At 69.3% G+C, this 25225-nt stretch carries 28 protein-coding genes; 12 read left to right on the forward strand and 16 right to left on the reverse strand.

What is annotated here, in order from left to right; genetic code table 11:
* The first annotated feature begins 33 nt into the window (after positions 1–33).
* Positions 34–1125 (forward strand): HoxN/HupN/NixA family nickel/cobalt transporter, encoded by a 1092-nt coding sequence (locus tag ACYQ6W_RS14770; protein ID WP_459676316.1) that lies wholly within the window; start codon positions 34–36, stop codon positions 1123–1125.
* Here ACYQ6W_RS14770 and ACYQ6W_RS14775 read toward each other — a convergent pair.
* Entirely contained in the window at positions 1122–2597 is a 1476-nt protein-coding gene (locus ACYQ6W_RS14775; protein WP_459676318.1) for an MFS transporter, read from the reverse strand. The genes ACYQ6W_RS14770 and ACYQ6W_RS14775 overlap by 4 nt on opposite strands.
* Before the next feature lie 218 nt (positions 2598–2815).
* Between ACYQ6W_RS14775 and ACYQ6W_RS14780 the strand changes: the two genes are divergently transcribed.
* The 5 genes from ACYQ6W_RS14780 to ACYQ6W_RS14800 all read left to right on the forward strand — a co-directional run bounded on the left by ACYQ6W_RS14780 (position 2816) and on the right by ACYQ6W_RS14800 (position 5592).
* The gene (locus tag ACYQ6W_RS14780; RefSeq protein WP_459676319.1) at positions 2816–2989 is read left to right on the forward strand and encodes a DUF3309 family protein; all 174 of its coding nucleotides are present in this window, start codon (positions 2816–2818) and stop codon (positions 2987–2989) included.
* Positions 2990–3192: 203 nt separating this feature from the next.
* Positions 3193–3441, forward strand: coding sequence for a hypothetical protein (locus ACYQ6W_RS14785; protein ID WP_459676322.1), 249 nt, complete (start codon positions 3193–3195; stop codon positions 3439–3441).
* A gap of 39 nt (positions 3442–3480) precedes the next feature.
* Positions 3481–4146, forward strand: a complete 666-nt coding sequence (locus ACYQ6W_RS14790) for a prolyl hydroxylase family protein (RefSeq protein ID WP_459676325.1) — start codon at positions 3481–3483, stop codon at positions 4144–4146.
* A 1-nt stretch (position 4147) separates the two neighbouring features.
* Entirely contained in the window at positions 4148–5218 is a 1071-nt protein-coding gene (locus tag ACYQ6W_RS14795; RefSeq protein WP_459676326.1) for a hypothetical protein, read from the forward strand.
* An 80-nt stretch (positions 5219–5298) separates the two neighbouring features.
* Positions 5299–5592 carry a hypothetical protein gene (locus ACYQ6W_RS14800; RefSeq protein WP_459676327.1) on the forward strand — a complete coding sequence of 98 codons (294 nt, stop codon included), beginning with the start codon at positions 5299–5301 and terminating at the stop codon, positions 5590–5592.
* A 31-nt stretch (positions 5593–5623) separates the two neighbouring features.
* Here the strand turns inward: ACYQ6W_RS14800 and ACYQ6W_RS14805 are convergent, their stop codons facing one another.
* On the reverse strand, positions 5624–6142 hold the full coding sequence (locus ACYQ6W_RS14805; protein WP_459676328.1) for a cytochrome b: 519 nt from the start codon (positions 6140–6142) through the stop codon (positions 5624–5626).
* A 134-nt stretch (positions 6143–6276) separates the two neighbouring features.
* On the opposite strand from ACYQ6W_RS14805, the gene ACYQ6W_RS14810 reads away from it, so the two are divergent.
* Genes ACYQ6W_RS14810 through glcF form a run of 3 tightly spaced genes read left to right on the forward strand, consistent with a single transcriptional unit; the run spans position 6277 to position 10262 of the window.
* The gene (locus tag ACYQ6W_RS14810) at positions 6277–7701 is read left to right on the forward strand and encodes an FAD-linked oxidase C-terminal domain-containing protein (protein WP_459676329.1); all 1425 of its coding nucleotides are present in this window, start codon (positions 6277–6279) and stop codon (positions 7699–7701) included.
* On the forward strand, positions 7698–8918 hold the full coding sequence (locus ACYQ6W_RS14815; RefSeq protein ID WP_459676331.1) for an FAD-binding protein: 1221 nt from the start codon (positions 7698–7700) through the stop codon (positions 8916–8918). Before ACYQ6W_RS14810 ends, ACYQ6W_RS14815 begins: the two co-directional genes overlap by 4 nt.
* Positions 8919–8927: 9 nt before the next feature.
* Complete coding sequence (gene glcF, locus ACYQ6W_RS14820; RefSeq protein WP_459676332.1) at positions 8928–10262, forward strand: glycolate oxidase subunit GlcF; 1335 nt, start codon at positions 8928–8930, stop codon at positions 10260–10262.
* Between the two features lie 150 nt (positions 10263–10412).
* Here the strand turns inward: glcF and ACYQ6W_RS14825 are convergent, their stop codons facing one another.
* The 6 genes from ACYQ6W_RS14825 to ACYQ6W_RS14850 all read right to left on the reverse strand — a co-directional run bounded on the left by ACYQ6W_RS14825 (position 10413) and on the right by ACYQ6W_RS14850 (position 15880).
* On the reverse strand, positions 10413–12317 hold the full coding sequence (locus tag ACYQ6W_RS14825; protein ID WP_459676333.1) for a diguanylate cyclase domain-containing protein: 1905 nt from the start codon (positions 12315–12317) through the stop codon (positions 10413–10415).
* Between the two features lie 74 nt (positions 12318–12391).
* Positions 12392–12682: a putative quinol monooxygenase gene (locus ACYQ6W_RS14830; RefSeq protein ID WP_459676335.1), complete on the reverse strand. Its 291-nt coding sequence runs from the start codon at positions 12680–12682 to the stop codon at positions 12392–12394.
* A gap of 86 nt (positions 12683–12768) precedes the next feature.
* Positions 12769–13575 carry a FadR/GntR family transcriptional regulator gene (locus tag ACYQ6W_RS14835; protein ID WP_459676336.1) on the reverse strand — a complete coding sequence of 269 codons (807 nt, stop codon included), beginning with the start codon at positions 13573–13575 and terminating at the stop codon, positions 12769–12771.
* A gap of 224 nt (positions 13576–13799) precedes the next feature.
* On the reverse strand, positions 13800–13997 hold the full coding sequence (locus ACYQ6W_RS14840; RefSeq protein WP_459676338.1) for a YqaE/Pmp3 family membrane protein: 198 nt from the start codon (positions 13995–13997) through the stop codon (positions 13800–13802).
* Between the two features lie 138 nt (positions 13998–14135).
* The gene (locus ACYQ6W_RS14845; RefSeq protein ID WP_459676339.1) at positions 14136–14873 is read right to left on the reverse strand and encodes a metallophosphoesterase family protein; all 738 of its coding nucleotides are present in this window, start codon (positions 14871–14873) and stop codon (positions 14136–14138) included.
* A complete protein-coding gene (locus ACYQ6W_RS14850; protein WP_459676340.1) occupies positions 14873–15880 on the reverse strand; it encodes a zinc-dependent alcohol dehydrogenase in 1008 nt (335 codons plus the stop codon). The genes ACYQ6W_RS14845 and ACYQ6W_RS14850 overlap by 1 nt, the downstream gene beginning before the upstream one ends.
* Positions 15881–16019: 139 nt before the next feature.
* Between ACYQ6W_RS14850 and ACYQ6W_RS14855 the strand changes: the two genes are divergently transcribed.
* Positions 16020–16892 (forward strand): DMT family transporter, encoded by an 873-nt coding sequence (locus ACYQ6W_RS14855; protein WP_459676343.1) that lies wholly within the window; start codon positions 16020–16022, stop codon positions 16890–16892.
* Here the strand turns inward: ACYQ6W_RS14855 and rsmD are convergent.
* The 4 genes from rsmD to ACYQ6W_RS14875 are packed head-to-tail and all read right to left on the reverse strand — an operon-like array spanning position 16873 to position 19221.
* Positions 16873–17424: a 16S rRNA (guanine(966)-N(2))-methyltransferase RsmD gene (gene rsmD / locus ACYQ6W_RS14860; RefSeq protein WP_459676345.1), complete on the reverse strand. Its 552-nt coding sequence runs from the start codon at positions 17422–17424 to the stop codon at positions 16873–16875. The two genes, ACYQ6W_RS14855 and rsmD, sit on opposite strands and share 20 nt — an antisense overlap.
* Positions 17421–18188, reverse strand: a complete 768-nt coding sequence (locus ACYQ6W_RS14865) for a pseudouridine synthase (protein ID WP_459676347.1) — start codon at positions 18186–18188, stop codon at positions 17421–17423. The genes rsmD and ACYQ6W_RS14865 overlap by 4 nt, the downstream gene beginning before the upstream one ends.
* Positions 18185–18895, reverse strand: coding sequence for a gamma-glutamyl-gamma-aminobutyrate hydrolase family protein (locus tag ACYQ6W_RS14870; protein ID WP_459676348.1), 711 nt, complete (start codon positions 18893–18895; stop codon positions 18185–18187). The genes ACYQ6W_RS14865 and ACYQ6W_RS14870 overlap by 4 nt, the downstream gene beginning before the upstream one ends.
* Entirely contained in the window at positions 18892–19221 is a 330-nt protein-coding gene (locus ACYQ6W_RS14875; RefSeq protein WP_459676349.1) for a hypothetical protein, read from the reverse strand. Before ACYQ6W_RS14875 ends, ACYQ6W_RS14870 begins: the two co-directional genes overlap by 4 nt.
* Positions 19222–19355: 134 nt before the next feature.
* On the opposite strand from ACYQ6W_RS14875, the gene ACYQ6W_RS14880 reads away from it, so the two are divergent.
* Positions 19356–19808 (forward strand): nucleoside deaminase, encoded by a 453-nt coding sequence (locus ACYQ6W_RS14880; RefSeq protein ID WP_459676350.1) that lies wholly within the window; start codon positions 19356–19358, stop codon positions 19806–19808.
* Positions 19809–19849: 41 nt separating this feature from the next.
* On the opposite strand, the gene ACYQ6W_RS14885 is transcribed toward ACYQ6W_RS14880, so the two are convergent.
* The 4 genes from ACYQ6W_RS14885 to ACYQ6W_RS14900 form a co-directional block, all read right to left on the reverse strand.
* A complete protein-coding gene (locus ACYQ6W_RS14885; RefSeq protein WP_459676351.1) occupies positions 19850–20623 on the reverse strand; it encodes an anti-sigma factor family protein in 774 nt (257 codons plus the stop codon).
* Entirely contained in the window at positions 20620–21126 is a 507-nt protein-coding gene (locus tag ACYQ6W_RS14890) for a sigma-70 family RNA polymerase sigma factor (RefSeq protein ID WP_459676353.1), read from the reverse strand. Before ACYQ6W_RS14890 ends, ACYQ6W_RS14885 begins: the two co-directional genes overlap by 4 nt.
* Positions 21127–21156: 30 nt before the next feature.
* Positions 21157–21579 (reverse strand): COG4315 family predicted lipoprotein, encoded by a 423-nt coding sequence (locus ACYQ6W_RS14895; protein ID WP_459676354.1) that lies wholly within the window; start codon positions 21577–21579, stop codon positions 21157–21159.
* Between the two features lie 95 nt (positions 21580–21674).
* Entirely contained in the window at positions 21675–22271 is a 597-nt protein-coding gene (locus ACYQ6W_RS14900) for a YceI family protein (protein WP_459676356.1), read from the reverse strand.
* A 149-nt stretch (positions 22272–22420) separates the two neighbouring features.
* Here ACYQ6W_RS14900 and ACYQ6W_RS14905 point away from each other — a divergent pair, with 149 nt between their 5' ends.
* A complete protein-coding gene (locus tag ACYQ6W_RS14905) occupies positions 22421–25216 on the forward strand; it encodes a hypothetical protein (RefSeq protein ID WP_459676358.1) in 2796 nt (931 codons plus the stop codon).
* Positions 25217–25225 lie beyond the last annotated feature (9 nt).

Below are 25225 nucleotides of genomic sequence, written 5' to 3' on the forward strand. Positions count from 1 at the left end.
CGTGCTGGACACCCGTCTTTTCAGGCCACTAGGATGCTCCATCGGCCGAGCATGGGGCAGGGTATGGTGCGTAATCTCGTCGCTGTCCTCAGCGGCCGTGAAGGGCAGGGCGCGCGACGCCGCGCGGGCGGTCTCTACCTTTTGCTGATCGCCGCCAACCTCGGGGCCTGGGCTGCCGCCCTCCTTCTATTCCGCACCCATCCCGTCCTGCTCGGCACCGCGCTGCTGGCCTATAGCTTCGGGCTTCGCCATGCGGTGGATGCCGACCATATCGCCGCCATCGACAATGTGACACGTAAGCTGATGCAGCAGGGGCAGCGCCCGGTCTCCGTCGGCTTTTTCTTCTCCCTCGGCCATTCCACCATCGTCGTCCTGGCCAGCATCGCCATCGCCGCGACGGCGACCGCTTTCAAGGGCCGGATCGCGGCCTTCCATGCCTGGGGGGGCTTGGTCGGCACGCTGGTCTCCACCACCTTCCTGCTCGCCATCGCGGCGATGAACGGTGTCATCCTGTGGCGCTTGTGGTGGCAGTTCCGGGCGGTGAAGGCCGGCGCACCGCTGCACGAGGCGGAGATCGAGGGGCTGCTGGCAGGCCGCGGGCTGATCGCCCGGCTGTGCCGCCCGCTCTTCGGCCTGATCGGCACGAGCTGGCATATGTATCCGCTCGGCGTGCTCTTCGGCCTCGGCTTCGACACGGCGACGGAGGTGGGCCTGCTCGGCATTTCCGCCGCTCAGGCGGGGCAGGGCCTGCCGATCTGGTCCATCCTCGTCTTCCCGGCGCTGTTCACCGCGGGCATGGCGCTGGTGGATACGACGGACGGCATCCTGATGCTCGGCGCCTATGGCTGGGCCTTCATCCGCCCCTTGCGCAAGCTCTACTACAACCTGACCATCACGCTCGTCTCGGTGCTCGTCGCCGTCATCATCGGCGGGATCGAGACCTTGGGCCTGGTCGCGGACCAGCTGGCGCTGCAAGGGCCCTTTTGGACCGCGATCGGCGCGCTGAACGACCAGTTCGGCACCATCGGCTATCTCATCATCGCCATCTTCGCTGGCGCCTGGGTGCTGTCGGCCGCGATCTACCGCTGGCGCGGCTACCACCGGCTGGAGGCCGAGGCCGGTTAGGCCGCGCCGATCCGGCGCCCGGCATCGCGCAGGAAGGAGGCGACCAGGGCGAGCAGCACGAAGCCCAGCAGCAGTGCGAAATTCGCCTCCGTCGCCGACAGGATCGGATGGCCGGTGATGAGGAAGGGGCCGTCTTCTTTCTGCGTGACGGCCGAGACGGCCCAGGAGAGGGTCGCGGTCGCCGAGGCGACGCCGAGGCTGGTGCCGAGGATGCGCACGAGGTTTAGCAGCGAGCCCGCTTCGCTGGCGAGGGGCTGCGGCACGAGGGCGATCGCCTCATGGTTGCTGGGGGCGATGTGCAGGCCGAGCCCGGCGCCGAAGAGCGCCAGCATGGCCAGGGCCTGCGGGTCCGTCAGCTGCCGTGCATCGGCGGTGAGCGCGAGCAGCATCACCCCGGCGGCACAGAGGATCATGGCGAAAGCGGCGGTCAGGCGCGGGCCACGATGGGCTGCAAAGCCGCCGCTGAAGGGTGCCACCAAGCTGATCGCGACGGGGACCACGGCCATGCGCAGCCCGGCCGCGGCTTCGTTCTCGTGGTAGCCGCGCACCAGGGCGAAGGCCATGACGAAGAAGAGCCCGTAGAGCAGGGCGTAGCCGAGCGCCACGGCACCGGCACCGAGCAGGAAGCGGCGGTGGCCGAGCAGCGCCGGATTGATCAGCGGTGCGGCGCTGCGCCGCTCCTGCTGCAGGAAGACAAGGACAAGGCCGAGGGCAATGCCGATCGCGCCCAGGAAGCGCAGCGAGGCGAGGCCCCAGAGCGCCGCCTCGTTCAAGGCGAGGACGGTGAGCAGGATGGCGGGGGTGAGCAGCGCGACGCCTGCCCAGTCGATACGACGGCCGGGTGTCTGCGGCGCATCCCGGTCGAGCAGCAGCGCCGCGAGGCCGGCGCCGAGAAGGCCTGCCGGCACCGTCACCCAGAAGACGGCGCGCCAGCCGAAGGCATGCAGCAGCAGGCCGCCGACGACGGGGCCGAGGCTGATGCCGAGTGCCTGTGCAGCGGCGAAATACCCCATCGCCCGCGCCCGTCGCGCGCCGGAGACGGTGGCGATGAGGATGGCGATGCTGTTCGCCCCCAGCATGGCGCCCCCGATCCCCTGCAGAATGCGGAAACCGGTCAGCCAGCCGATGCCCGAGGCTAGGCCGCAGAGCGCGCTCGAAACGGCGAAGAGCCCATAGCCGAGGATGTAGAAGCCGCGCCGCCCGTGGATCTGACACAGCCGGCCGAAGAGCGGCAGGCTGGCCGCGAAGGCCAGCAGATAGGCGAGGGAGACCCAGCTCACCAGTTCCAGCCGGATGCGCAGCACACGGGCCAGGCGCGGCAAGGCGAGCTGCACGATGCTCGCATCCAATTGGCCGATGAAGGCGCCGATGCAGGTGAGGCCGAGAATGGCGGTCACACGCCAGCCGATGGCCTCCGGCAGGGCGGGTGGCAGAGCGCCTGCCGCGATCTGGTCATTCTCGGAAGACCCCATGGGCGCGCCGTGCCTCTTCTGCGGTGTGTGGGTGTTGCGATGCCGTTCTGACGCGGCGCGGACGCGCTGCCAAGGGCCGCCCGGCGCTTCGGGCGGGACATCCCGCACTGCGCACACTTTTTCGTGCGGAGCCTCACCTTCTTCTCGCCGCCCTCTGCGACGCCATGTGTCGGACAAGAGGGCCGCCGCGCCAGGCGGCCTGCGATCGGAGAATCCTCATGCTGCTTTTGATCGTCATCATCCTCCTCATTCTCGTGCTCGGGGGCGGCGGCTACGGCTATAGCCGCGGCTACTACCGGGACCGGCCGCATTACGGCTACGGCATGGGCGGGCTCGGCACCTTCCTCATCGTCGTCCTCATCCTGATCCTCCTCTTCGGCAACCACTACTGAGCGGCCCCCTGGCGAGTACGGCGGCGCCCCGGGCGTCGCCGTTCCTGCCGTGCGGCCACCAATCAAATCGATAAAGAAACGACTTGCGGGAGGCTGCCCCGCCGCTTATGGTTCCCCCGTCCAAGCAGCATCGCGCCCGCCGTCAGGCCCTTCGCGCAGAGCTGCGGCGTGAACAGCTTCATGCGACAGAGGGGAAAACGCTCATGATCACCGATCTGACGACCACGGATCTGCCGGCGCTCGACCAGAAGCCGATCGACCAGATCGGCGATCTTCGCCGGGAACTCGCGCGCATTCCGCGCGTGCGGCTGCAATTCGCCAAGGCCATGTCCGATCTTCTGGCCAGCCACGGTATCGCCATCAGCGGCGAACTGCTCGGCAAGCTCAACATCGCGAGCTGCGACGAGCTGGCGGACGAGGACGGCGAGACGATGACGACCTGGACCAACTGAAGCGACACGGCGTCGCGTCCTTCCCAGTGAGGCCAGGTCATGAACGAGGCTGAGCAGCGCGCGGTGCCGATGCCCGCGCCCGGGCCGGGCGGCGCGGAGGGCGCCTCCTTCGTCGAGGTTGCGCCCTCCACCTATGTCGCGGATCTGCTGCCCGCGGCGCGGGCGGCGGCGGTGCTCGCCGAATTCGGCGCGGATGACCCCTGGGACCAGGCGCAGATCGCCGTGCCGCGCAAGACGGCCTCGGGCCAGACGGACATCCTGGGCGTGATCGACCCCGACCGGCGCAATGCGCGCCGGATCCGGCTGCGGGACATCGCGGATCGGCCGAAACCCGTGACGCGCGCGGTGCTGAGCGAGGTGAGTGCCGCCGTCTGCCGCTTCGTCTCCACCGAATTCGGCATGTCCTTCCAGGACATCGGCGGCGCCGAGATCATCCGCTATCCGGAGGGCGGGGAGTTCAAGCCGCATACGGATACGCATCGCGGCAATGCCGAGCGGGCCTTCACCGTCATTCTCTACCTGAACGACGATTTCCTCGGCGGCGAAACGGCCTTTCCGGGGCTCGATTATCACTGCCGGCCGGCGCCGGGCCGGGTGCTGGTCTTCCTGCCGACCGAGCTGCATGCCGGCCTGCCGGTCAGCCGGGGGGAGAAGGTGGTGCTGGTCTTTTGGGTGCATTTCCCCAACGCGACGCCCCGGCACTGACATGCCGGGTGCGCCTGTCTTGACGGGCGAAGCCTTCGGTGCCGCGCTGGAGCCGCATCTGACGCCCTGGATCGGGCGCGACGCCTGGCCAGCATGGCAGCGGCGTCTCGCGGGCGTTCCGCGCGCCAACCGGCTGTTTCTCGAATGCCATCTCGGCCTCGCGGCGCGACGCTGCGACATCGTCAGCAGCATCACCGCGGCCGACGGCACCCTGGCCGCCTGGGCCGCGCATGCACGGGTGCAGCCCGGCTGCGTCTGGCAGGAAGCAGGCGCCCTGCTGCAGGCCTGGCAGCGGCAGCTTGTGGCCGGCGAAGGCGCGCTCTGGGCGGACTGCCTGATGATGTGGTTCGAATTCGATCTGGCGCCCGAGGCATCCGACCTCGATGCCCCCTCGCTGTTCATCGCGCTGCGGCCGGGTGCCGCGCTGGAGCCGCTGGCCGAGACTGCTGCGGTCTTTCCCGATCTGCAGACGGCGATCGCGCGCTTCGCCGCCTGGCTTGGACGCGCCGGTCCCGCCTTCCGCGCGGCGCCGCTGCTGCTCGGCCATATCGGCTACATGGCGGCGCGGGCGGAGCCGGGTGAGGTGTTGCCGCTGCGCAGCTGCTGGCGCTGTGACGATGCGGCGCATCTCGGGGCCCTGCTCGCCGTCTCGGGCCTGAAGAGGGAGGCTACCGCTTTCAAGGCCACGCTCGCCCGCTTCGGCGATCTGATCGCCTTGGGTAATTCCCTGATGCTCGACCTCGACATCGGCGACCGGCCGCAGGGGGATTTCGCCATCGAGATCAACCTCTTCCAGCGGGACGGCCGGGCCGCCGCAGCACGCATCGGGACCGTGCTGCGCCTGCTGGCCGACTTGGCACTGGTGACGCCGGCCGAGGCGGCGGCGCTTCGGTCCCTCACCACGGCGCGCGCGACGGCGGGGGAGGGAAGCCTGTTCTGCCTGCCGCATCACGTGAAGATCCGCTTCCGCGACGGGCGCATCGACGGCGCCAAACTCTACTGGCTAGCGCGGGTGACCGGTCACCCCGAGGCCCAGGCTCGGGCCTCGCGGCCCGTCGCGACTTGTTGTTGACTCGCAACGAACGAAGTCCCTAGACTGCGTCCCGTCGGACGCGAAGCCGCAAGAAGCGATGCCCATTGAAGGAGGCAACCATGCACGTCGTCGTCACGGAAATCCATCTCTTGCCCGGCCAGACCGAGCACTTCGCCGAGTTCTACAAGAGCAAGGCGGTGCCCTGGTACAAGGCCAATACCAAGGTGAGCCGCATCGAGTTGATCACCGATGCCGCGCATAACAAGGCCTTCGCCCATCGCTACTACGCCAATGCCGCCGATGCAGCCGAGAAGAAGGCGGGGGATGCCGATTATGCGGCGCTGAAGGCGGAAGCGCAGAAATTCGCGACCGACATTCCGGTGCGCCACGATGCAGTGCTGCACAGCCTCTGACGGCCGATCAGCAGGTTGACGCAGCATGGCCTCAGGCGCGTGCGGGCCGCATGCGCCTGAGCACCGGGTCCCCCGCCCAGTGATGCGCCGCGACCGCGGCAAGATGACCGCACACCAGTAGCGCCAGCGCCATGCAGCATAGGCGATGCAGGCCGTGCATCGGGCCGAGCCAGGGCGTGCCCTGCAGCGGGCTCGGCATCGGCACCAGGCCGAGCAAATGCCAAGGCACCGGCATCATCAGATAACCGCTCGTCAGCACCAAGGTGATCGCGCCATAGAGCAGCGCATGCCCTGCCTGCGCCGCCTTCTGCGCGACGGGGAGCGGCACACGCCTGGGGCGCGGCCAATGGGCGAGAAAGAGTCCGAGGCGCCAGACGAAGAACGGAATGAACAGCGTCGTCAGCTGCGGGTTGATCAGGTCGATCGCGTCCCGCAACGCGCTGCCGGGCGGCTGGCTGGCCGCGAGGAAGCCCGAGACCGTCGCCCAGAGAATGACGCCGGCGGACAGCCAGTGCAGCGCGATGCGGCGGACGGAATAGGCGGCAGCCATCGGCGCGGGTCTCGCTCGGTCAAGGGATCACGGACGGGTGAACTCTGCAAGTGCGAGTTATTCGCAAATGTGCCGCCTTGCAAGCCCTGGGCTTCGGGCGCAATTTCCCGCCGTGCGGGGGAGGCACGCCCATCATGATCATCCAGCCGGAGCCGAAGCCCGACATTCTTGCCCGTCGTGCGGAAATCGTGGCCGGCCTGCGCCGGCTGCTGCCGGAAAGCGGCGTCATCGCCGAGCCGCTGCGCCTCAAACCCTATGAGACGGACGGGCTGACCGCCTATCGCCAGCCGCCGCTCGCCGTCGCCTTGCCCGAAACCACCGAGCAGCTCGCAGCCGTGCTGCGCTACCTGCATGCCGAGGGCGTGCGCGTCATTCCCCGCGGCGCCGGCACCAGCCTGTCGGGCGGCGCCCTGCCGCTCGCGGATGGCGTCGTCGTCGGCATGATGCGCATGAACCGCATCCTGGAGATCGACTATGCCGACCGCTTCGCCGTGGTCCAGGCTGGCGTCACCAATCTCGGCATCAGCAAGGCGATGGAGGAGCGCGGCTTCTTCTACGCGCCCGACCCCTCCAGCCAACTCGCCTGCATGATCGGCGGCAATGTCGCGATGAATTCGGGCGGTGCGCATTGCCTGAAATACGGCGTCACCGCCAACAACCTGCTCGGCCTGAAGATCGTGACGATCGAGGGCGAAATCATCGACATCGGCGGTCCCCATCTCGATGCCGCGGGTTATGACTGGCTCGGCATCCTGACCGGCAGCGAAGGCCAGCTCGCCATGGTCTCCGAAGTCACGGTGCGCATTCTGCGCCAGGCCGAGGGCCAGCGCGCCATGCTGGCTGCCTTCCGCTCCAACGAGATCGCCGGCGCCTGCGTCGACCGCATCATCGGCTCCGGCATCGTGCCGGTGGCGCTGGAATTCATGGACCGGCCGGCAATTCATGCGTGCGAGGCCTTCGCTCACGCGGGCTACCCGCTGGATGCGGAAGCGCTGCTCATCATCGAAGTGGAAGGCTCGGTCGCCGAGCAGGACGAGCTGCTCGATCGTATCCGCGCGATCTGCGCGGAGTTCGACCCGATCAGCTGCCGCGTCTCGCAATCGGCCGAAGAGAGTGCGGCCATCTGGAAGGGGCGGAAGGGGGCCTTCGGCGCCGTCGGGCGCATCAGCCCCGACTATCTCTGCATGGACGGCACGATCCCGACCAGCCGCCTGCCGGAGGTGCTGGCCCGCATCCAGGCGATGAGCGACAGCTATGGGCTGAAGGTCGCCAACATCTTCCATGCCGGCGACGGCAATCTGCATCCGCTGATCATGTTCGACGCGAACGATCTGGAGAGTTTCCGAAAGGCCGAGCAGTTCGGCGCCGACATCCTGTGCCTCTGTGTCGAGGTTGGCGGCTGTCTGACCGGTGAGCACGGCGTGGGCGTGGAGAAGCGGGACCTGATGGACCGCCAGTTCAATCAGACGGAGCTGGCCCAGCAGCGCGCGATCAAGAGCGCCTTCGACCCGGATTGGCTGCTCAACCCCTCCAAGGTCTTCCCGCTGGTGGCTGCATGAGCGTGACGGCGGAGCTTGGCGGCGTCGCGGCGCCCGAGGCGGAAGAGGCGATCGCCGCCTGCGTCGCCGGTGCCCATGCGGAGAAGACGCCGCTCGCGATCGAAGGCCTGGGCAGCAAGCAGGGCATGCTACGGCCGGTGCAGGCGGCGATGACGCTCTCCACCCGCAACCATCGCGGGATCACCCTCTATTCTCCGCGCGAGATGATCCTCGCCGCGCGCGCCGGCACGCCGCTCGCCGAGATCGAGGCCGCCTTGGCTGCCGAAAACCAGCAATTGACGGCCGAGACGCCGGATCTTTCGGCGCTGCTCGGCACACCGCCGGGGCAGACGCTGGGCGGTGCCGTCGCGACCAATCTCAGCGGCCCGCGCCGCGTTGCCTGGGGCGCCATGCGGGACCACGTGATGGGCATCCGCGCCGTCAATGGCCGTGGCGAGGTCATCCGCTCCGGCGGGCGGGTGCTGAAGAACGTCACCGGCCTCGATCTCTGCAAGCTGATCGCAGGCAGCCACGGCACGCTCGGCGTGCTGACGGAGGTGACGCTGAAGGTGCAGCCCCGGCCGGAATCGAGCGGCACGCTGCTGCTGCGCGGGCTGGATGCCGCCGGTGGCGTTGCGGCCCTGGCCGCCGCCCTCGGCTCGCCCTTCGGCATTTCCGGTGCAGCCTGGCTGCCGGCCTGGGCGGTCGCCGCCATCCCCGGCCTTGGCGAGAGCCCCGCGACGCTCATTCGCGTCGAGGATTTCGCGAGCAGCGTCACCTACCGGTTGGAACGTCTGGCGACCGATCTCGAAGCCCGGGCGCAAGGCGAGCTTCTGGACGAAGCCACAAGCCGCAGCCTATGGGCGCACGTGCGGGATGTGCGGCCGCTTACGGTCGCGCCCGGCGAGGCGCTGTGGCTCGTCGCCACCCGGCCGTCGCGCGGGCCGCTGGTTCTGCAGGCGGTGGAGGAGGCCGGCGGGCGCGGCTTCCTCGATTGGGGCGGCGGCCGGCTGTGGCTCGCCGGTCCCGGCACGGCCGCCCTGCATGACGCCGTCACCGCGGCGGTCGGCCGGGCCGGCGGCGGCTGGACGCTGATGCGGGCACCCGAGGCGCTGCGTCTCTCGGCCGATGTCGTGCCGCCGGAGGTGCCTGCGCTGGATGCGCTCTCCCAGCGGGTGAAGCGGGCGATGGACCCGGCGCGCATTCTCAATCCCGGCCGTCTCCGCGCGGCGCTCTGAGGCTTTCCGATGCAGACCAATTTCACTGCCGAGCAGCTGCGCGACCCGGAGACGGCATCCTCCAACCAGGTGCTGCGCACCTGCGTGCATTGTGGCTTCTGCACCGCGACCTGCCCGACCTTCGTGCTGCTGGGCGATGAGCTGGATAGCCCGCGCGGCCGCATCTACCTGATCAAGGACATGCTGGAGAGCGGCCGGCCGGCGACGGAGGAGGTGGTGCGGCATGTCGACCGCTGCCTCTCCTGCCTGTCCTGCATGACGACCTGCCCCTCGGGCGTGAACTACATGCATCTCGTGGATCATGCCCGGCGCTATATCGAGGAGACCTACCGGCGCCCCTGGCACGAGCGGCTGCTGCGCGGCGTGCTGGCCCGCGTTCTGCCCAATCCGAGGCTGCTGCGGCTCGCCCTGCGCGGGGCGGCGCTGGGCCGGCCCTTCGCGGGGCTGATCCCGCAGGGCTCGATGACCGGCAAGCGCGTTGCCGCCATGCTGGCCCTCGCGCCGAAGGCCTTGCCGCCGGAAAGCCCGATGCAGCGGCCGCAGATCCACAAGGCGGAAGGCACCCGGCGCGGCCGCGTCGCGCTGCTCACCGGCTGCGCCCAGAAAGTCCTGTCCCCCGCGATCAACGAGGCGACGGTGCGGCTGCTGACCCGGCTCGGCATCGAGGTGGTGATCGCACCCGAGGTTGGCTGCTGCGGCGCGCTGACGCATCACATGGGCCAGCATGACCCGGCGATGGCGGCGGCGCGCGCGGCGATCACCGGCTGGAGCCGCGAGATCGAGGGCGAGGGGCTGGATGCCATCCTCGTCAACACCTCGGGCTGCGGCACGACGGTGAAGGATTACGGCTTCATGTTCCGTGCCGAGCCCGAGCCCTGGCGGACGCGCGCCGAGGCGGTTTCGGCGCTGGCCGCCGACATCAGCGAATATCTGGTGCGGATCGGCTACACGCCGACGCGCCCGGCGCCGGAGCTGACCGTCGCCTACCACGCGGCCTGCAGCCTGCAGCACGGCCAAAAGGTGACAGCGGAGCCCAAGACGCTGCTGAAGACCGCGGGCTTCGCCGTGGTGGAGCCACGCGATTCACATCTCTGCTGCGGCTCGGCCGGCACCTACAACATCGTCCAGCCCGAGATTGCCGGCCGGCTGCGCGCCCGCAAGCTGGAGACCTTGGCCGAGCGTGCGCCCGATCTCGTCGCCGCCGGCAATATCGGCTGCATCACCCAGCTTTCGGGCGGCGGCCTGCCGGTGATCCATACCGTGGAGCTGCTGGACTGGATGGCGGGCGGCCCGCGCCCGGCGGCCCTGCCGGAACGGGCGGTGCCCCGGAACGCATCCCATTAGAGCGGTTTAGGTTTTAATAGAATCGCTTTTAAACTCGTCATGCCCGGCCTTGAGCCGGGCATCCATGCGTTGCGGCGCCCAGACATGGATCGCCGGGTCAAGCCCGGCGATGACGAAGATAAGGCTGTTTCCGTCAAAATCTGAACCGCACTAGCCCGCAGTCGCCACCCCTTCGGTCTCCACCGCGTCCTCGATCATCTCGGCGGCGAGTGCGGCCAGCGCCTCCAGGATTTCCCGCGCCTTGGGATCGACGCCATCATGGGCCGCCCGGTCGATGACGCAGAGGGCGCCGAGCTTCTGCCCGTCGCGCAGGCTGGTGATGGGCGCGCCCATGTAGAAGCGGATGCCGGGCGCGCCGGTGACGAGCGGGTTCTGGGCGAAGCGGCCATCTTGCCAGGCATCCTGCACCAGCATCGGCGCGTCATGCTGGATGGTGTGCGGGCAGAAGGCCTGATCCCGCGGGATCGTGCTGGTGCCCTCCAGCCCGTGATTGCCGAGGATGAACTGGGTGTCCTCTGCGACGAGGGTGACGAGGGCGATCGGCGTGCCGAGCAGACGGGCCGCGGTGGCGGCCAGGCGGTCGAGCCGGCCGGCGCGGCCGGTGAGCCCCCGCGCGCGGTAGCGGGAGACCGCGGCAAGCCGGGCCGCTTCGTCCCCCTCTGGCCGCGCCGGGATGGCGAGGCGGCTGCGATCGATCATCCGGTCACGCCCGCGGCGCTTGGCTTCGTACAGGTAGGAATCGGCCTCGCGCAGCAGGGCGGCTGGCGCACCCCCGCGGGCCGGCCACGCCGTGCCGAGGCCGAGACTGATCGACACTACGCCGCCGGCGCGCGGGTTCCCCTCATGCGGCAGGCCCAGCGCCTTCACCCTGGCCCGCGTCCGCTCCGCGATCTGTGCCGCGCGCGCTTCGTCTACGCCCGGCAGCAGCAGGGCGAATTCCTCGCCGCCATAGCGCGCCGCCAGCGCCTGCGGCTCATCGAGACTGCCCTCGATCGCGCGCGCCACGGCCGCCAGGCATTCGTCGCCCGCCTGATGCCCGTAGCAATCGTTGAAACTCTTGAAGCAATCGACGTCGATCATGGCGAGGGAAAGCGGCGCTCCGCCGTTGCCCGCTTCCTGCCAGGCGCGGTCCAGCGCCGCGTCGAAATGGCGGCGGTTGGCGAGGTCGGTCAGGCCGTCGCGATGGACCATCGTCTCCAAGCGCTGATTGACGAGACGCAGGGCCTGTTCGGCTTCGATCTGCTCGGTGACGTCGATGAAGACGCCGAACAGCGACAGCGGGCGGCCATCCTCGTCGCGCATCGCCATGCCGCGCGAGCGGACGTAGCGCACGTCGCCATCGCGCCGGATGATCCGGGCGTCGAACTCGAAGGGCGTTCCGGTCTCGGTCGCCTCCGTGACGATCGATGCAATCCGGGGCCGGTCTTCGGCGTGATAGAGGCTGAGTGCATTGTCCAGGGTGGGCCTGTGATGCGCCGGGTCCAGGCCGTGGATACGGAAAACCTCGGCCGACCAGACCACGCTGTTGTCCGTCAGGTTCACGCGCCAATGGCCGACATGCGCGACCTGCTCGGCCAGGGTCTGCCAGGCCGAGGCTTCGCGGCTGTCGCGCAGGAGTCCCCGAAGCTCCGCTTCGCTCTTGCGCAACTGCTCCTCGGTGCGGCGCAGATGGCTGATGTCGGAGACCAACGCATAGAAGCCGAGCACGGCGCCGGTCTCGTCCACGTCCGGAATGTAGTTGGCCGTGGCCATGGCCACGCCGCCGCTCGGGCGTGGCAGTTCCCGCTCGAAGGCCTGCGGCTCTCCCCGCAAGGCGCCTGCGATGAAGGGCTGGTTGAGGGTGAAGGGGATTTCCCCGATGACCTCCCGGATATGGTGGCCCACCACCTCGTCCCGCCGGCGTCCGAACCAGTGAAGATAGCTCTCGTTGGCGTGGAGGCAGATCAAGTCCCGGCGCCAATAGGCGATCATCGCCGGCAGCGCATCGGCGATTTCCCGGATGCGGGGTGCTTCGAAGCGGGAGTCCGGGTGGCCGGGCGGGGCGCTGAGAGACATTAAGACTTTCTACAAGATTCCCCGACCCGGGAGAACGTTATTTAAACGGTTCGTTCGGCGGGCGCCTGGAGGGGTCAGGCGGCTTCCGCCAGGAACACGACCTCCGAGGCGCCGCCCACCACCATGTCGCGAATCGCGGCGTTGAAGGCGCGCGCATGCGGGCTGTTGATATGGGCGGCGAAGGCGGCCTCGTCCGCATAGATTTCGTCGACGTGGTAGCGCCGCGGCTGGTCAGCGAGGCGATAGGCGACGAAGCGCAGGCAGCCCGGCTCGGCACGGACCGCCTGGGTCAACTCCGCCATCATCCGCTCCATCTCGGCCTCATGGCCGGGCAGAACCTCAAAGGTTGCGTAAAGAGGCTTCATGGCAGGCGTGGTCCTTCGTCGAATGTTCAGAAGGACCATAAGGGCGCGGCCGGGTGCGCACCAGTGCCGCCGGCCGCGCGGGCGGATCACGCTTCGGGCCGGAAATCCCGCAGCGTCATATGCGCGAGCACCGCCTCGCTCTCCCCGCCGATGGAAGACCAGCCGTCCAGAATGACGGAGAGCATGGCGCGTGCGGCGCCGTCGGGGTCGCGGTCTGCGATGGCGCGGACGATCGCCTCGTGCCCCGCCTCGGAACTCGTCAGCCGCTGCTGGTCCCCGGCCGGCGCGCTCATGGTGAAGGAGGCGGCGAGGGCAGTGCGGATCAGTGCGCCGATCGACTGCAGGAAGGGGTTGTCCGAAGCCTGCAGGATGAGCAGGTGGAAGGCGAGGTCGGCATCGGCGAAAGCGTCCCGCTCGCCATGGGCGGCGCGCATGCGCTGCGCGAGCTGGGAGAGTTCGGCCAGTTGCTCCGGCGTATGCCGCGTCGCCATCAGGGCGGCGGCCATCGGCTCGAAGGTCTGGCGGAGTTCGAAGAGGCGGGCGAGGAAGGGCCGGTCGACCCCGGATTCGAAGCGCCAGTCCAGGATGTCGGCATCGAACATGTTCCAGTGCCGCGGCTCCAGCACGCGGGTGCCGACCTTGGTCTTGGCGACGATCATGCCTTTGGCGACCAGCTTCTGCATGGCTTCGCGCAGCGTGCTGTTCGACACCTTGAACTGCTTGGTGAGCTGGTCCTTGTTCGGCAGCAGCGAGCCCGCCGGATATTGCCCGGAGACGATGGCGAGGCCAAGGCCGCGCATCACCAGATCATGCGCGGAGGCCGAGCGTTTGCGCAGCCGCAGGGCGCCGGCGATGCCGCGCCGGGGGCGGGGCTTAGCGAAGCGCGCTGGCATGGCTGCGCGCCGGTGACAGGTCATGGCGGGGATGCGTCGCCTCAGCCGGCGCAGACTCCTCCCATGACGCAATGAACCTGTTTGGATCCATGCGAACCTTCAGACGTTTCCCAATCCCGCGCTCGTTTTTTGCTGAGCGTCAGGGTCAACTTGGTGAGCATACTGAAGTCGTTATCGCGTGGGAACTCTATAACTCGGATTTTTTGAACGAAGTTGGCCGCCGCTCAAAAGCGGCCGAAGAAGCCGGCTTCGCGCAGCTTGCGGTCGGTTTCCCACTGGTTGAGGGCATAGACCGCCCAGATCGCCGCCGGGATCCAGCCGATGATCGTCGCATGCAGGATCAGGCAGAGGATGCCGGACCAGGGGCGGCCGATGAAGAAGAAGGAGACGCCGGGAAGCAGCAGGGCGAGAAGCAGGCGCATGGGGTCCTCGGGGCGGGTTGTCGCTCCGCAAGATAGGGCGGATCGCGGCGATGGACAGGGTGCGACGCGTGGTGTTGCGGCCGAGCAGCCCATCGCGCGCCGCTTGGCGAGGATGGCGGGCGATGGTCCCTGTTCGACCTAGACGCGCCCCGTCGCGGTCGAGCGCGCGACCACCGGGTTGCCGTTCTCCAAAGCCTGCCGGGCCGCGCGATCCCAGTCATAGGCAACGGCACGAAGATCGACGTTCCAGGCGCCGCCAGAGCGCCGCGTGATGATGGCGTAGCGAGCGTGGGGCGCCCCGGTTTCGATCGCGTGGGGCACCGGACCGTCGTCCGTGTAAGCGGGCATGCCGATGCTGCCGGGATTGACGATGGTCACACTGCCGGTCTGCACGACACGCGGCACGTGGGTATGGCCGCACATGACAAGACTGGCTTCCCCGATGCCCTGAAGGCGGTTGCGGATGGCAGCCTCGGTATCCAGCATCGCTCGTCCACTGCTCACATCTTCCAGGCAATAGTCGAGGTCGCCGCCGCCGGGGCTGCCGTGACAGGCGAAAGCCTCACCGCCCAGAAGGGTCACCGTCTCGGGCAATCCGCCGATCCAGTCCAGATGCGCGGGCGTCAGGCGGGGCCTCGCGAAGGCGACGGACGCGCTCGTGTCGGTTCGATCCCGAAGGGCTCGCTCATGATTGCCCCGGACGGTGGGACAGCCGAGCGCCATCTGCCTGTCGGCGCTGCCCGCAGGATCGAAGGGGCCGGTGCAGAGATCCCCAAGATTGACGACGAGATCCGGCGCCTGGGTACCTAGATCAGCGAGGACTGCCTCAAGGGCCAGAAGATTGCCGTGTGCGTCGGCGAGAACCGCGATGCGCATTACGGCCGGATGAGGGTCTTGAGCTTCGAACTGTCGCCGCGCAGCAGGCGCTCATAGGCGGCAGGGACCTCGGCCAGGCCGATCGGCGCTTCCGCGAGGCGGCCGAGCTTGGGTGCCAGGCGCGCCAGCAAGGCGAGCGCCTCCGCCTGCTCGCCGCCATAGACGCTGCAGCCGCGCAGATCGAGTTCGCGCTCGACGATGAGGTTGGGGTCGAGCGCACCTTCGCCATGGAAGATGCCGACGAGGGCGATGCGCCCCCCGGCGGCGGTGGCGCGCAGCAGGACGCGCAGCACGTCGAGCGAGCCGGTGGCGTCCAGGCAGAAGCGGGGCGCCGCACCGCCACAGGCCGCGCGGATCGCGGCCTCCTCGAGCGGGACGGTGACGGTGCCCACCACCTCGGCGAGCAGCGCCGCGCGGGCGGCGTTGCGCTCCGCGAGCAGGATGGGGCCGAAGCCCTGTTCCGCGAGGAGCAGGGCGGTGAGGCCGCCGATGGTGCCGCCACCCACCACGAGGACCGGCGCGCCGGGGGCGGGGTCGAGCCGTCGCGCCGCGTGCAGGGCAACGGCCAGCGGCTCGCTCATCGCCGCGATTTCGGGCGCGAGACCGGCCGGTGCCTTCAGAAGGCGCGCGGCCGGTAGCATCACCTCTTCTGCGAAGCCGCCCTCGCAGACCTCGCCCACGAAGCCGAGGGCGGTGCAGTGGTTGAAGCGCACTTCCGCGCAGGCGAGGCAGTGGCCGCAGGGCACGCGGGAATCGGCGACGGCGAGATCGCCCAGCGCGAAGCCCATGACATCGGGGCCGACGGCCAGAACCTCGCCCGCGAATTCATGGCCGGGGGTGACGGGCAGGGCCGCGACCCACTGACCCGTGCGGTAGTTGTGTAGGTCGGAGCCGCAGATGCCGGCGGCGCGCACGCGCAGCAGCACCTCGCCCGGCCCCGGCGCCCCGGGGCGCGGCACCTCCTCGAACCGGAGATCACCGACGGCGTGAAAGCGGATGGCGCGCATGGTCTCATCTCCGGGGTGGCTGGTGGGAGTATCGGCGGAAGTCGGGTTCCGGCAAGGCCCCCGTGTCCGCTCAGTTTTCCATGGCTGGGGCGTCAACCCGCTGCTAAAGCGGGGTGAGCAGAAGAGGCCCAGCACCGCAATGACCGATGCCGGATCGCGCCGCTTGGGTATCGTCATGGTCGCCGTATCGGCGGTGCTCTGGAGCACGGCCGGCCTCTTCGTCCGCATGGCGCATCTCGATGCCTGGACAATGATTGTCTGGCGGTCGGTCTTCACCTTCCTGACCCTCGGCGGCTTCGTGCTGTTGCGTCAGCGCGGGGCGGTCTTTTCCAAGCTTGCCTCCCTCGGGCCTGCGGCGGCCTTCTTCATCGGCACCTCGGTCATCGCCTCGATCAGCTATGTCGTCTCGCTGCGCATGACGACGGTCGCCAATGTCATGACGATCTATGCGGCGCTACCCTTCATTGCCACGGGCATCGCCTTCGTTTGGATGCGCGAGCGGGTAACGGCCCGCTTTCTTGTCGCGGGCGCCATCGCGTTTTTGGGCATTGCGGTCACGGCGGGCGGTGCCGTCCATGGGCGCGATATCCTGGGCCTTGCCGCGGCCTTGGTGATGACGGCGAGCTTCGCCCTGCAACTGGTGCATACGAAGCGCCATCCCGGCATGGATACGGCGCTTCTCAGCGCGCTTTCGGCCGGGCTCTGCGTCCTTGTGGCGGCCCCGTTCATGCACTTGGCGCTGCCCTCGGCGCAGGGTCTGCTCGCTTGCGCGCTCTACGGCGCGATCACTACCGGCATCGCCTTCGTCTTGGTGCTGGAAGGCGGCCGGCGCGTCACTTCGGGGGAGGCCGGGTTCATCTCCATGCTCGACGTGGTGCTCGGGCCGCTCTGGGTCTGGCTCGCCTTCGCCGAGCGGCCGAGCCTCGGCGCCATCATCGGCGGTGGGGCGGTCTTGAGCGCGGTCGCCTGGTATCTGACGACCAGCCGGCAGGTCAGCCAGCCGGCCATCTGAAGGCGCAGATGCGTGCGGCGCCGAAGCGACGGTCGGCGAGGAGCGCGGTTTCCACCGGCGGCGGCTCCTCCGATCCGACTTCGGCGATGATGAGCGCGCCGGGCGCGAGCCAGCCGGCGGGGCCGAGACCGGCGAGCGCTGCCGGCACCAGACCCCGCCCATAAGGCGGGTCGAGGAAGATCACGCTGCAGGCCGGCCCCCGCGGCGGGGTGCGGGCATCGGCCGCGATCACCTCGGCCAGCGCCTCCGCCTTGCAGGCGGCGATATTGGCGCGCAGCGCGGCCAACGCGGGCCGGGCATTTTCGATGAAGCAGGCGCGGGCCGCGCCGCGCGAGAGCGCTTCCAGCCCCATGGCCCCCGTGCCCGCGAAAACATCCAGCACCGTGGCCTCGCGCAGAGCGTCGGCCGCCCAGGGGCTATGCATCAGCATGTCGAAGAGGGCCTGCCGGGCCCGGTCAGCCGTCGGGCGCGTATCGGCGCCGAGGGGCGCGGCGAGGCGCCGGCCCCGCCAGCGCCCCCCGATGATCCTCATTTTCGCGCCGGCTTCGGCGCCGGCTCGTCCTTCGGCAATTGCTCGCGCAGGATCTTCATCGGCACCTCTTCCGCCGCCCCGCGCGGCAGCACGCCGAGCTGGAAGGGCCCATAGGCCAGGCGGATGAGGCGGGATGTCTGGAGGCCGAGATGCTGCATCACACGGCGAATTTCCCGGTTGCGCCCTTCGCGCAGGCTGACCGAGAGCCAGGCATTATCGCCCTTGCGGCTGTCGAGCCCGGCTTCGATCGGCCCGTAGCGCACGCCCTCGACGGTGATGCCCTGGGCGAGGCTGGCCAGCGCCTTCTCGTCCACGAAGCCGTTGACGCGCACGCGATAGCGCCGCACCCAACCGGTCTCCGGCCGTTCCAGCCGGCGGGCGAGTTCGCCGTCATTGGTGAGCAGCAGCAGGCCTTCGCTGTTGAGATCGAGCCGGCCCACGGAGATCAGGCGGGGCAGGCCGGGGGGCAGCTTTTCGAAGACCGTCGGGCGGCCTTCCGGGTCCTTATGCGTCGTCACCAGACCAGGCGGCTTGTGGTAGCGCAGCAGCCGCGTGCGGCTCGGCGCGTCGATCACCCGCCCATCCACCTGCACGATGTCGCCCTCGGCGACGAAGCTCGCCGGATGGGTCAGCACCATGCCGTTCAGCTTGATGCGGCCTTCGGCGATCATCCGTTCGATGTCGCGGCGGGAGGCGACGCCCGCCCGCGCCGCCCATTTGGCGATGCGCTCGCCGCGCTCCGAGGTTTCGTCCGTCTCGCTCATCGGCAGGCTTTCACGAAGGCGTCGAAAATCTTCGCGTCGCCTGGGTCGGTGTGAAACTCGGGATGCCACTGCACGCCGAGGCAGAAGCGGTAGCGGGGGTCCTCGATGCCCTCGATCACGCCGTCAGGGGCGACGGCATTGATCGTGACGCCGGGGCCGGCCATGCGCACCGCCTGATGGTGCGAAGTGTTCACCATCATCGCCTCGGCGCCCACGATGCGGGCGAGCAGGCTGCCGGAGGCGACCGCCACGGGGTGGCCCGGCTCGTCATGCCGCGTCTTCTGCTCATGGGCGAGGGCTTCGGGAAAGGTCTCGGGGATGTGCTGCACCAGGGTGCCGCCCAGCGCGACCGCCATCAGCTGCTCGCCGCCGCAGATGCCCAAGACCGGCAGATCGCGCGCCAGCGCCCCGCGCAGCAAAGCGAGTTCCGCCGCCGTGCGCCCGGATTTCAGCGAGACCGTCTTATGCGTCGTGCTCTCGCCATACATGGCGGGGTCGATGTCGAAGGCGCCCCCGGTGACGACGAGGCCGGCGATCCGGTCCAGCCAGTCTTCCGCAAGCGCCGGGTCGTGGGGCAAGGCGACCGGTAGACCGCCGGCTTCGGCGACGGCGGAGGCGTAGTTCTGGCGGATGGCGTACCAAGGATACTTGGACCACCCGCCCGGTTCCTCGCTGTCGAGCGTGATGCCGATGAGGGGGCGGCTCACGCGTCGAACTCCTCCAGCAGAAGCTCGATCTTGCGGAAGGCGACGGAGACGTCGGTATGGGTCGGTGCGAGGTCCTGGATGCGCGTCCCGGCTTCGTGGCCCGGGCCGATCAGGTCCCGGAGCGTCTGAAGATAGGGGGCCAGCGCCTCCCGGTCCGGCAACTCGCCGCGGTCGCCGGCTTCGTCCATGGCGACGATCAGGTCACTAAAGCTGCGCAGCCAGGCGAAGCGCGGGTCCTGCATCACCGCCGTCAGCAGCTTGTAGGGATTGCCGGCAAGGCCGGTCGCCTGCGCCTCCGCCTGGATCAGCGCGCGGTGCAGGTCCATGATCGCGTGGCTCAGCGGCCGCTGGATCGTGCTCGGGGTCGGTTTGTCTGGTCTTCTTGCCATAGGCTGCTGATGGCATGAGATCGCCCCTCCGGTCCACTGGATGGAGCGGGCAACAGGAGACAGGACGCCGCATGACCCGGCCTTTCGACGCCATGGACCAGGCCTTAACCGAAGCGCGGCAGGCGGCCGCGCGCGGCGAGGTACCGGTGGGCGCCGTGGTGCTGGATGCGGCGGGCCAGGTGCTCGCCACCGCTTCCAACCGGACGGAGGAGGAGAGCGACGCCTCCGCCCATGCCGAGCTGCTGGCGCTGCGGGCGGCGGCGCGGGGCCGGGGCTCGCCCCGGCTGCCCGATTGCACCCTGGTGGTGACGCTCGAACCCTGCCCGATGTGCGCGGCTGCGATCAGCGCCTTCCGCATCAAGACTCTGGTCTTCGGCGCCTATGACCCGAAGGGCGGCGGGGTGGAGCATGGCGCCCGCATCTTCGCCGCTTCCTCCTGCCATCATGCGCCGGAGGTGGTGGGCGGCGTGCGCGAGCAGGAATGCGCGGACCTGCTGCGGGCCTTCTTCCAGGCCCGACGCTAGAGGCCGCGCCTCGTCATGGACCAGGGCGCGCCTCGCCTCCGTCAGGTAAGTTGTTGATACACCGCCCCGGCGATCTGTCGCAGGCCGTCCCGCCCGACCGGGCCTACGATGGTGCAGGTCAGGCCGCCATCCGTCCAGCTCATCAGGTCGAGACCCGCCGCCGCCGCGAAGCGCGGTTCGGCCGCCCGCTGCTTGTGGTTCGCGGTGAAGAAGAGGGTCAGCCGCCGGCCATTCGCATCTTCGTACATGATCTGTCCGGCCGGCGCGGCCCCCGCCGGCACCAGGCTGCCGCCGACCAGCTGCCAGCCGAGCGACGCCAGATCCGGCACGGCGAAGCGATGGTCGAGCCGCTTGGACAGCCACACCGCGAGATCCGCCCGCTTGTCGGGCCCGAGTTGCACCGGATAGGCGATGTCGCTCGCATAGAGCTGGTGCGCATTCAGCGCCTCCGCCATCAGCCCCACGGGCGTCGTGCCGGAAGCGGGCACGGAGGCGTGCAGATACCAGCCCCCTCCGAGACCGAGCCCGAGACAGAGCAGGGCGGTCGCGGCCATGCGCTGCCAGGACTGGCGCGCCGTCCTCTGCTGCGCCGCTATGCGGCGAACGTCGAGCCGGGCCGGCCTGGGCTCCGTCGCCGCCGGGCCGTAGACCGCCGCGATCAGCGCATTCTGCCGCCGCCATTCGGCGAGGCGCGCCTGGGCGTCGGGGTCGTCCGCGAGCCGGGCGCCGATCTCGGCCGCATGCGCCTCATCCAGCGAGCGGTCGAGATAGGCCATCAGGGCATCATCGGGAATGCGTGTCGGATCGCGGCTCATGTGACACTCCGCAGCCGTGTCGCCGGCATCCCCGTGGCGCCGCGCAGGGCGTGGCGGGCGCGGGAAAGGCGGGACATCACGGTGCCGGTCGGAACTTCCAGAATGGTCGCGGCCTCCTCGTAGCTCATGCCTTCCAGGGCGACGAGCAGCAACGTCTCGCGCTGCTCGTCGGGTAGATCTTGCAGGGCGCGAGCGACGCCTGCCAGTTCCAGCCGCGCCTGCTGGTTGCCCGGCACGGCCATGGCCGCATCCTCGGGATCGACGGGCGCGCTCGGCCCCCGCCGCCGCAGGCTGCGCTGCTCGTTGCGATAGAGGTTGACGAGGATACGAAACAGCCAGGCGCGCACCGGCCCGAGCGGCCGGAACAGGGCGCGCTTGCGCAAGGCCCGCTCCAGGCAATCCTGCACCAGATCGTCCGCACGGTCGCGATCATGCGTCAGCGCACGGGCATAGCGCCGCAAGGCGGGGATGCAGGCCTCGACCTCGTCCAGGAAGGCGCTCATGGCCTCGTCACCTGCAGCGCCCTTCGCCCGTTACCAAGATCCGCCGGTGCTGCCGCCGGCCGCTGCCTGCTGCGCCGGGTGGACAATGTGCCACACGCCGTCGATGCCGTCCCCGGAGATCTGGCCCGTCTTGCTGTCATCCTGCCAGTAGTAGAGCGGCATGCCGTCGAAGGCCCATTGCAGGCGGCCGTCATGCCGCCGGACCAGGGAATAGGGGCCGCTCGCGCTTGCGCCCTTGGCGACGAAATAGGGCGGCCAATCCTCGGCGCATTCGCCATAGCAGGTGGACTGGCCCTTGTGGTCCTCGTCATAGGTGTAGAGCGTCATGCCCTGGGCATCGGCGAGCACGGCGCCTTTGGTGCTCTGTGCGGAGGAGAAGGGAAGGCTTGCGGCCAGGGCCAGGGGTGCGGCCGTGAGCCAGGCGCCGGCGGCGAGCAGAAGCAGACGTTTCATGGGTGTCGATCCTGTCATGAGGTGGCACGAGAAGCCGTGTCAGTGGGCAGAACACCGCGGCGGCACGCTTATTCCCGAAAAAGATGCGATGGCCGTCAGGGGGCGCGCAGCGTCGCCGTGATCGTCAGCGTCACCTCGTCCGCGATCAGCGGACGGTCGGCGACCATGCCGAAGCCCGTACGGTTCAGCGCCGTGCGCGCCGTGATGCGCAGAACCGGCGTGCCATCCTGCACGTCATGCAGGATGGTGCCGGTCAGCACGGCCGGCTGGACGCGGTCACGCATGGTCAACTGGCCGAGGATGGTGAAGCGGCTGCCCGGCAGCACCTGCACGCCGTCGCTCCGAAACAGGATCGTCGGGAACTGCGCCGCGTCGAAATAGGCGGAGGAGCGCAAGGTCGCGGCGCCGCCGTAGGGAACCGCGATCGCGCCGTCGTCGACCGTCACCGCGATGCGGAGCGCCGAGGGCTGGGCCGGGTCGAGGAAGATCCGGCCGGAGAAGCGCTGGAAGGTGCCGTCGATCGCGACCACCCGCGCGACATGGGTGTGAAAGGCGATCGTCGCCGTCTTCTGGCTGATGTCGTACTGGAGGGGGGCGGCCGCCGCAGGCGCCGCCGCACAGACCGCGGCCGTGGCAGCCCCCAGCACCGCGCAGGCCCGCCGACGCGCGCTCTTCACGAAATCCAGGTTCATGGTTCACCCCATCGCTTTTGCGGTGAACGCCCGGGGTGCCGATTTATTCCCTACCGCCGTCACGGTTCGCGCGCGGAGGCGGCGCATTTGCCGGCGCGCAGCGAAACCCGTAATGAACTGGAAACTCTTTCGTTTTCAGGGCGAGCGCGATGACCACCAGCTACGTCGATTCGGGCCAGAACGTGAGCGGCCAGACGGTTTCGAGCGGCGACGTGCTGGTCGTGCGCTCCGGCGGCACGGCGACGGCCACGACGCTCCCTGGCGGTGTCGAGATCGCCGTCTCCACCGGGCTCGCCGTCAGCACCCAGGTGTCTTCCGGCGGCTTTCTCGACGTCTTCAGCGGCGGCAGCGGCAGCGCCACGGTGGTTTCCTCAGGCGGGCAGGAAAGCGTGCATTGGTCCGGCTGGGAGCGGAACGCGACCGTCTCCAGCGGTGGCGTCATCAGCGCCTTCGACAGCGGCTTTACCTCCTCGACCGTGATCAGTGCCGGCGGCGACGAGGTCGTGGCGACCAGTGGCGTCGCCTACACCACCCAGGTGACCAGCGGCGGCACGCTAACCCTGTCCTCCGGCGGCATCGGCGTCGCGACCACCGTCTCCAGTGGCGGGACGGAGCAGCTCCTGTCCGGTGCGGCGGAGCGCGGACCGCTGACCATCCTGAGTGGCGGTCTCGTCTCCGGCGGCGGCCGCCTCGAAAGCGGGTCGGTCTCGGTCCAGGGGCAGCTGGCGAGTGCGACGCTCGCGGAAAGCGCGGCGGTCTCGGCCGGCGGCGTGACCAGCCGCGTCCTCGTCTCCGGCGGTCAGGAAACCGTCCTCTCCGGCGGCAGCGCCCTAGTGACCTTCCTCAGCACCGGCACGCTCACCGTCTCCTCCGGTGGCCTCGCCAGCGCTACCTTCGTGAGCGGCGGGACGGAGATCGTGTCGAGTGGTGGGCTCGGGCTGCGTGATACGCTGATCTCGGGCACGATGGTCGTGCAAGCGGGCGGCACGCAGGTGTCGGCGCGCCTCATCAGCGGCGGCACGGATATCGTCTCCGGCCTCAGCATCAGTGCTGCGGTCAGCAGCGGCGTCATGATCCTCTCGAGCGGCGGCACGGCCGCTAGCCTCGCCGTATCGAGCGGTGGGGTGCTCTCGGTCTCCGGCGGCGTGGTGAGCGGCCTCACCGACCATGGCACGGCCTACGTCGGGCGCGGCGGTGTGGTCTCGGGCGGCCTGCAGGATGGCCGCATGACGGTGACGAACGGCGGCACCGCAGTCGGCATGGTCATCGACGGAGATCCCGTCGTCTCGGGCGCCTACACCCTTCTCTCCGCGGGCGGCACGGCAATCGGCACGACGGTCGAGAACGGGGGTCAGCTCATTGCGGAGTTTGGCTCCTCCTTCGGCGCCGTTGCGTCCGCGGGCGGCGTCGTGCGGATCGACAATGGCCGCAGCTTCAATACGATCGTCAGCGCCGGCGGCAGCGAGCGGGTCTATGAACGGGGGATATCCCTCAGCACGACCGTCCTGAGCGGGGGCTTCGAGGTCCTCTCCGGCATCACCTTCGGCGGCACGGCGATGAGTGCCACCGTCAGCAGCGGCGGCACCCTGCTGGTCTCCGGCTCGCTTCTCACCAAGCCGGTGGCCAGCAGCACGATCGTGAGCCAAGGCGGCGTCGAGATCGTCGCCGCCGGTGACGTGGCGGCCGACGGCGACATCAAATCGGGCGGCACCGAAATCCTGCTCTCGGGCGGCAGCCAGATCGGCAATCTGCTGGTCGAGGCGGGCGGTGTGCTGGCGGGCTCAGGGCTCATTCCGAACGGCACCGCGACCATCTTCGGCACGGCCGTCAACGTCGTCGTCTCCGCCCTCGGTGCGCTCGTCGTCTCATCCGGCGGGGTGACCTCGAATCTCCTTGTCAGCTCCGGGCTCGAGATCGTGCGCGCCGGCGGGCTCGCCCTCGGCACCACCGTCGTCGCCGGCTTCAGCGAGAGCGAAGTGCTGGTCTCCTCGGGCGGCATCCTCAGCGGTGCCACGATCGAGTCCGGCGGCGTCGCCATCGTCTCCGCGGGCGGCACGGCGATGGCGGACACCATCACCTATGGCGGCAGCGAGATCGTGGAATCGGGCGGCAGCGCCATCGGCGCCATCGTCGACGATCTCGGTACGCTGATCGTGAGTTCGGGTGGCATCCTTGGCAGCGCGACGCTGCTCTCCGGCGGCACGCTCATCGACCAAGGCTCGGTGCCGCTGACCATCGCGGCCGGCGGTGACGCCGCCATGAGCATCACCGGGGCCGATACCATCACCGCCGGCAGCGATGCGGTGACGGTTGCGGGCGGCAGCGACCCCACCGCCGTCTCCGGCGTGGACGCCGATCTCTATTTCGTCGGCGGCACCGGTGCGACCTCCGTCATCGGTGCGGGTGGCGACACAACCTTGATCGCAGGCACGGGCACGACGCTCTTCACCGGCGGGACAGGAAGCAACGAAATCTATGGCGGCAGCGGTGCCAGCACGCTCGTGGCCGGGGCCGGCCCTTCCACCCTCGTCGGCGGTGCCGGAAGCACCCTGTTGATGGCGAATGGGGCCGAGCCCGATCTCATCGTCGCAGGTTCGGGGGCGACGACCGTCAACGGCCTCTACGGCACCGGCGGAGTGCAGGTCTTCGCGGGCGCCGGATCGGACGTGATCGCGCTCGGTCATGGCGCGGATACGATGATCGCCGGCACGGGTGTCGCGAGCGTCGTGGGCGGCACCGGGGCCGATGTCTACGGCTTCATCAACGGCCAGAGCGGTGGAGACGTGATCATCGACGGCCTCAAGAGCACCGACATCCTGGCCTTCGCGGGCTATGCCGGTGATCCGATCGCAGCCGAAGGCGTGGTGCGCGGCTCCGATCTCATCACGCTCGAGGACGGCACGAACATCCTGCTGCAGAACGTCGACCACACGATCTTCACATGAGGCGGGGAT

The organism is Acidisoma sp. 7E03, assembly GCF_054665075.1.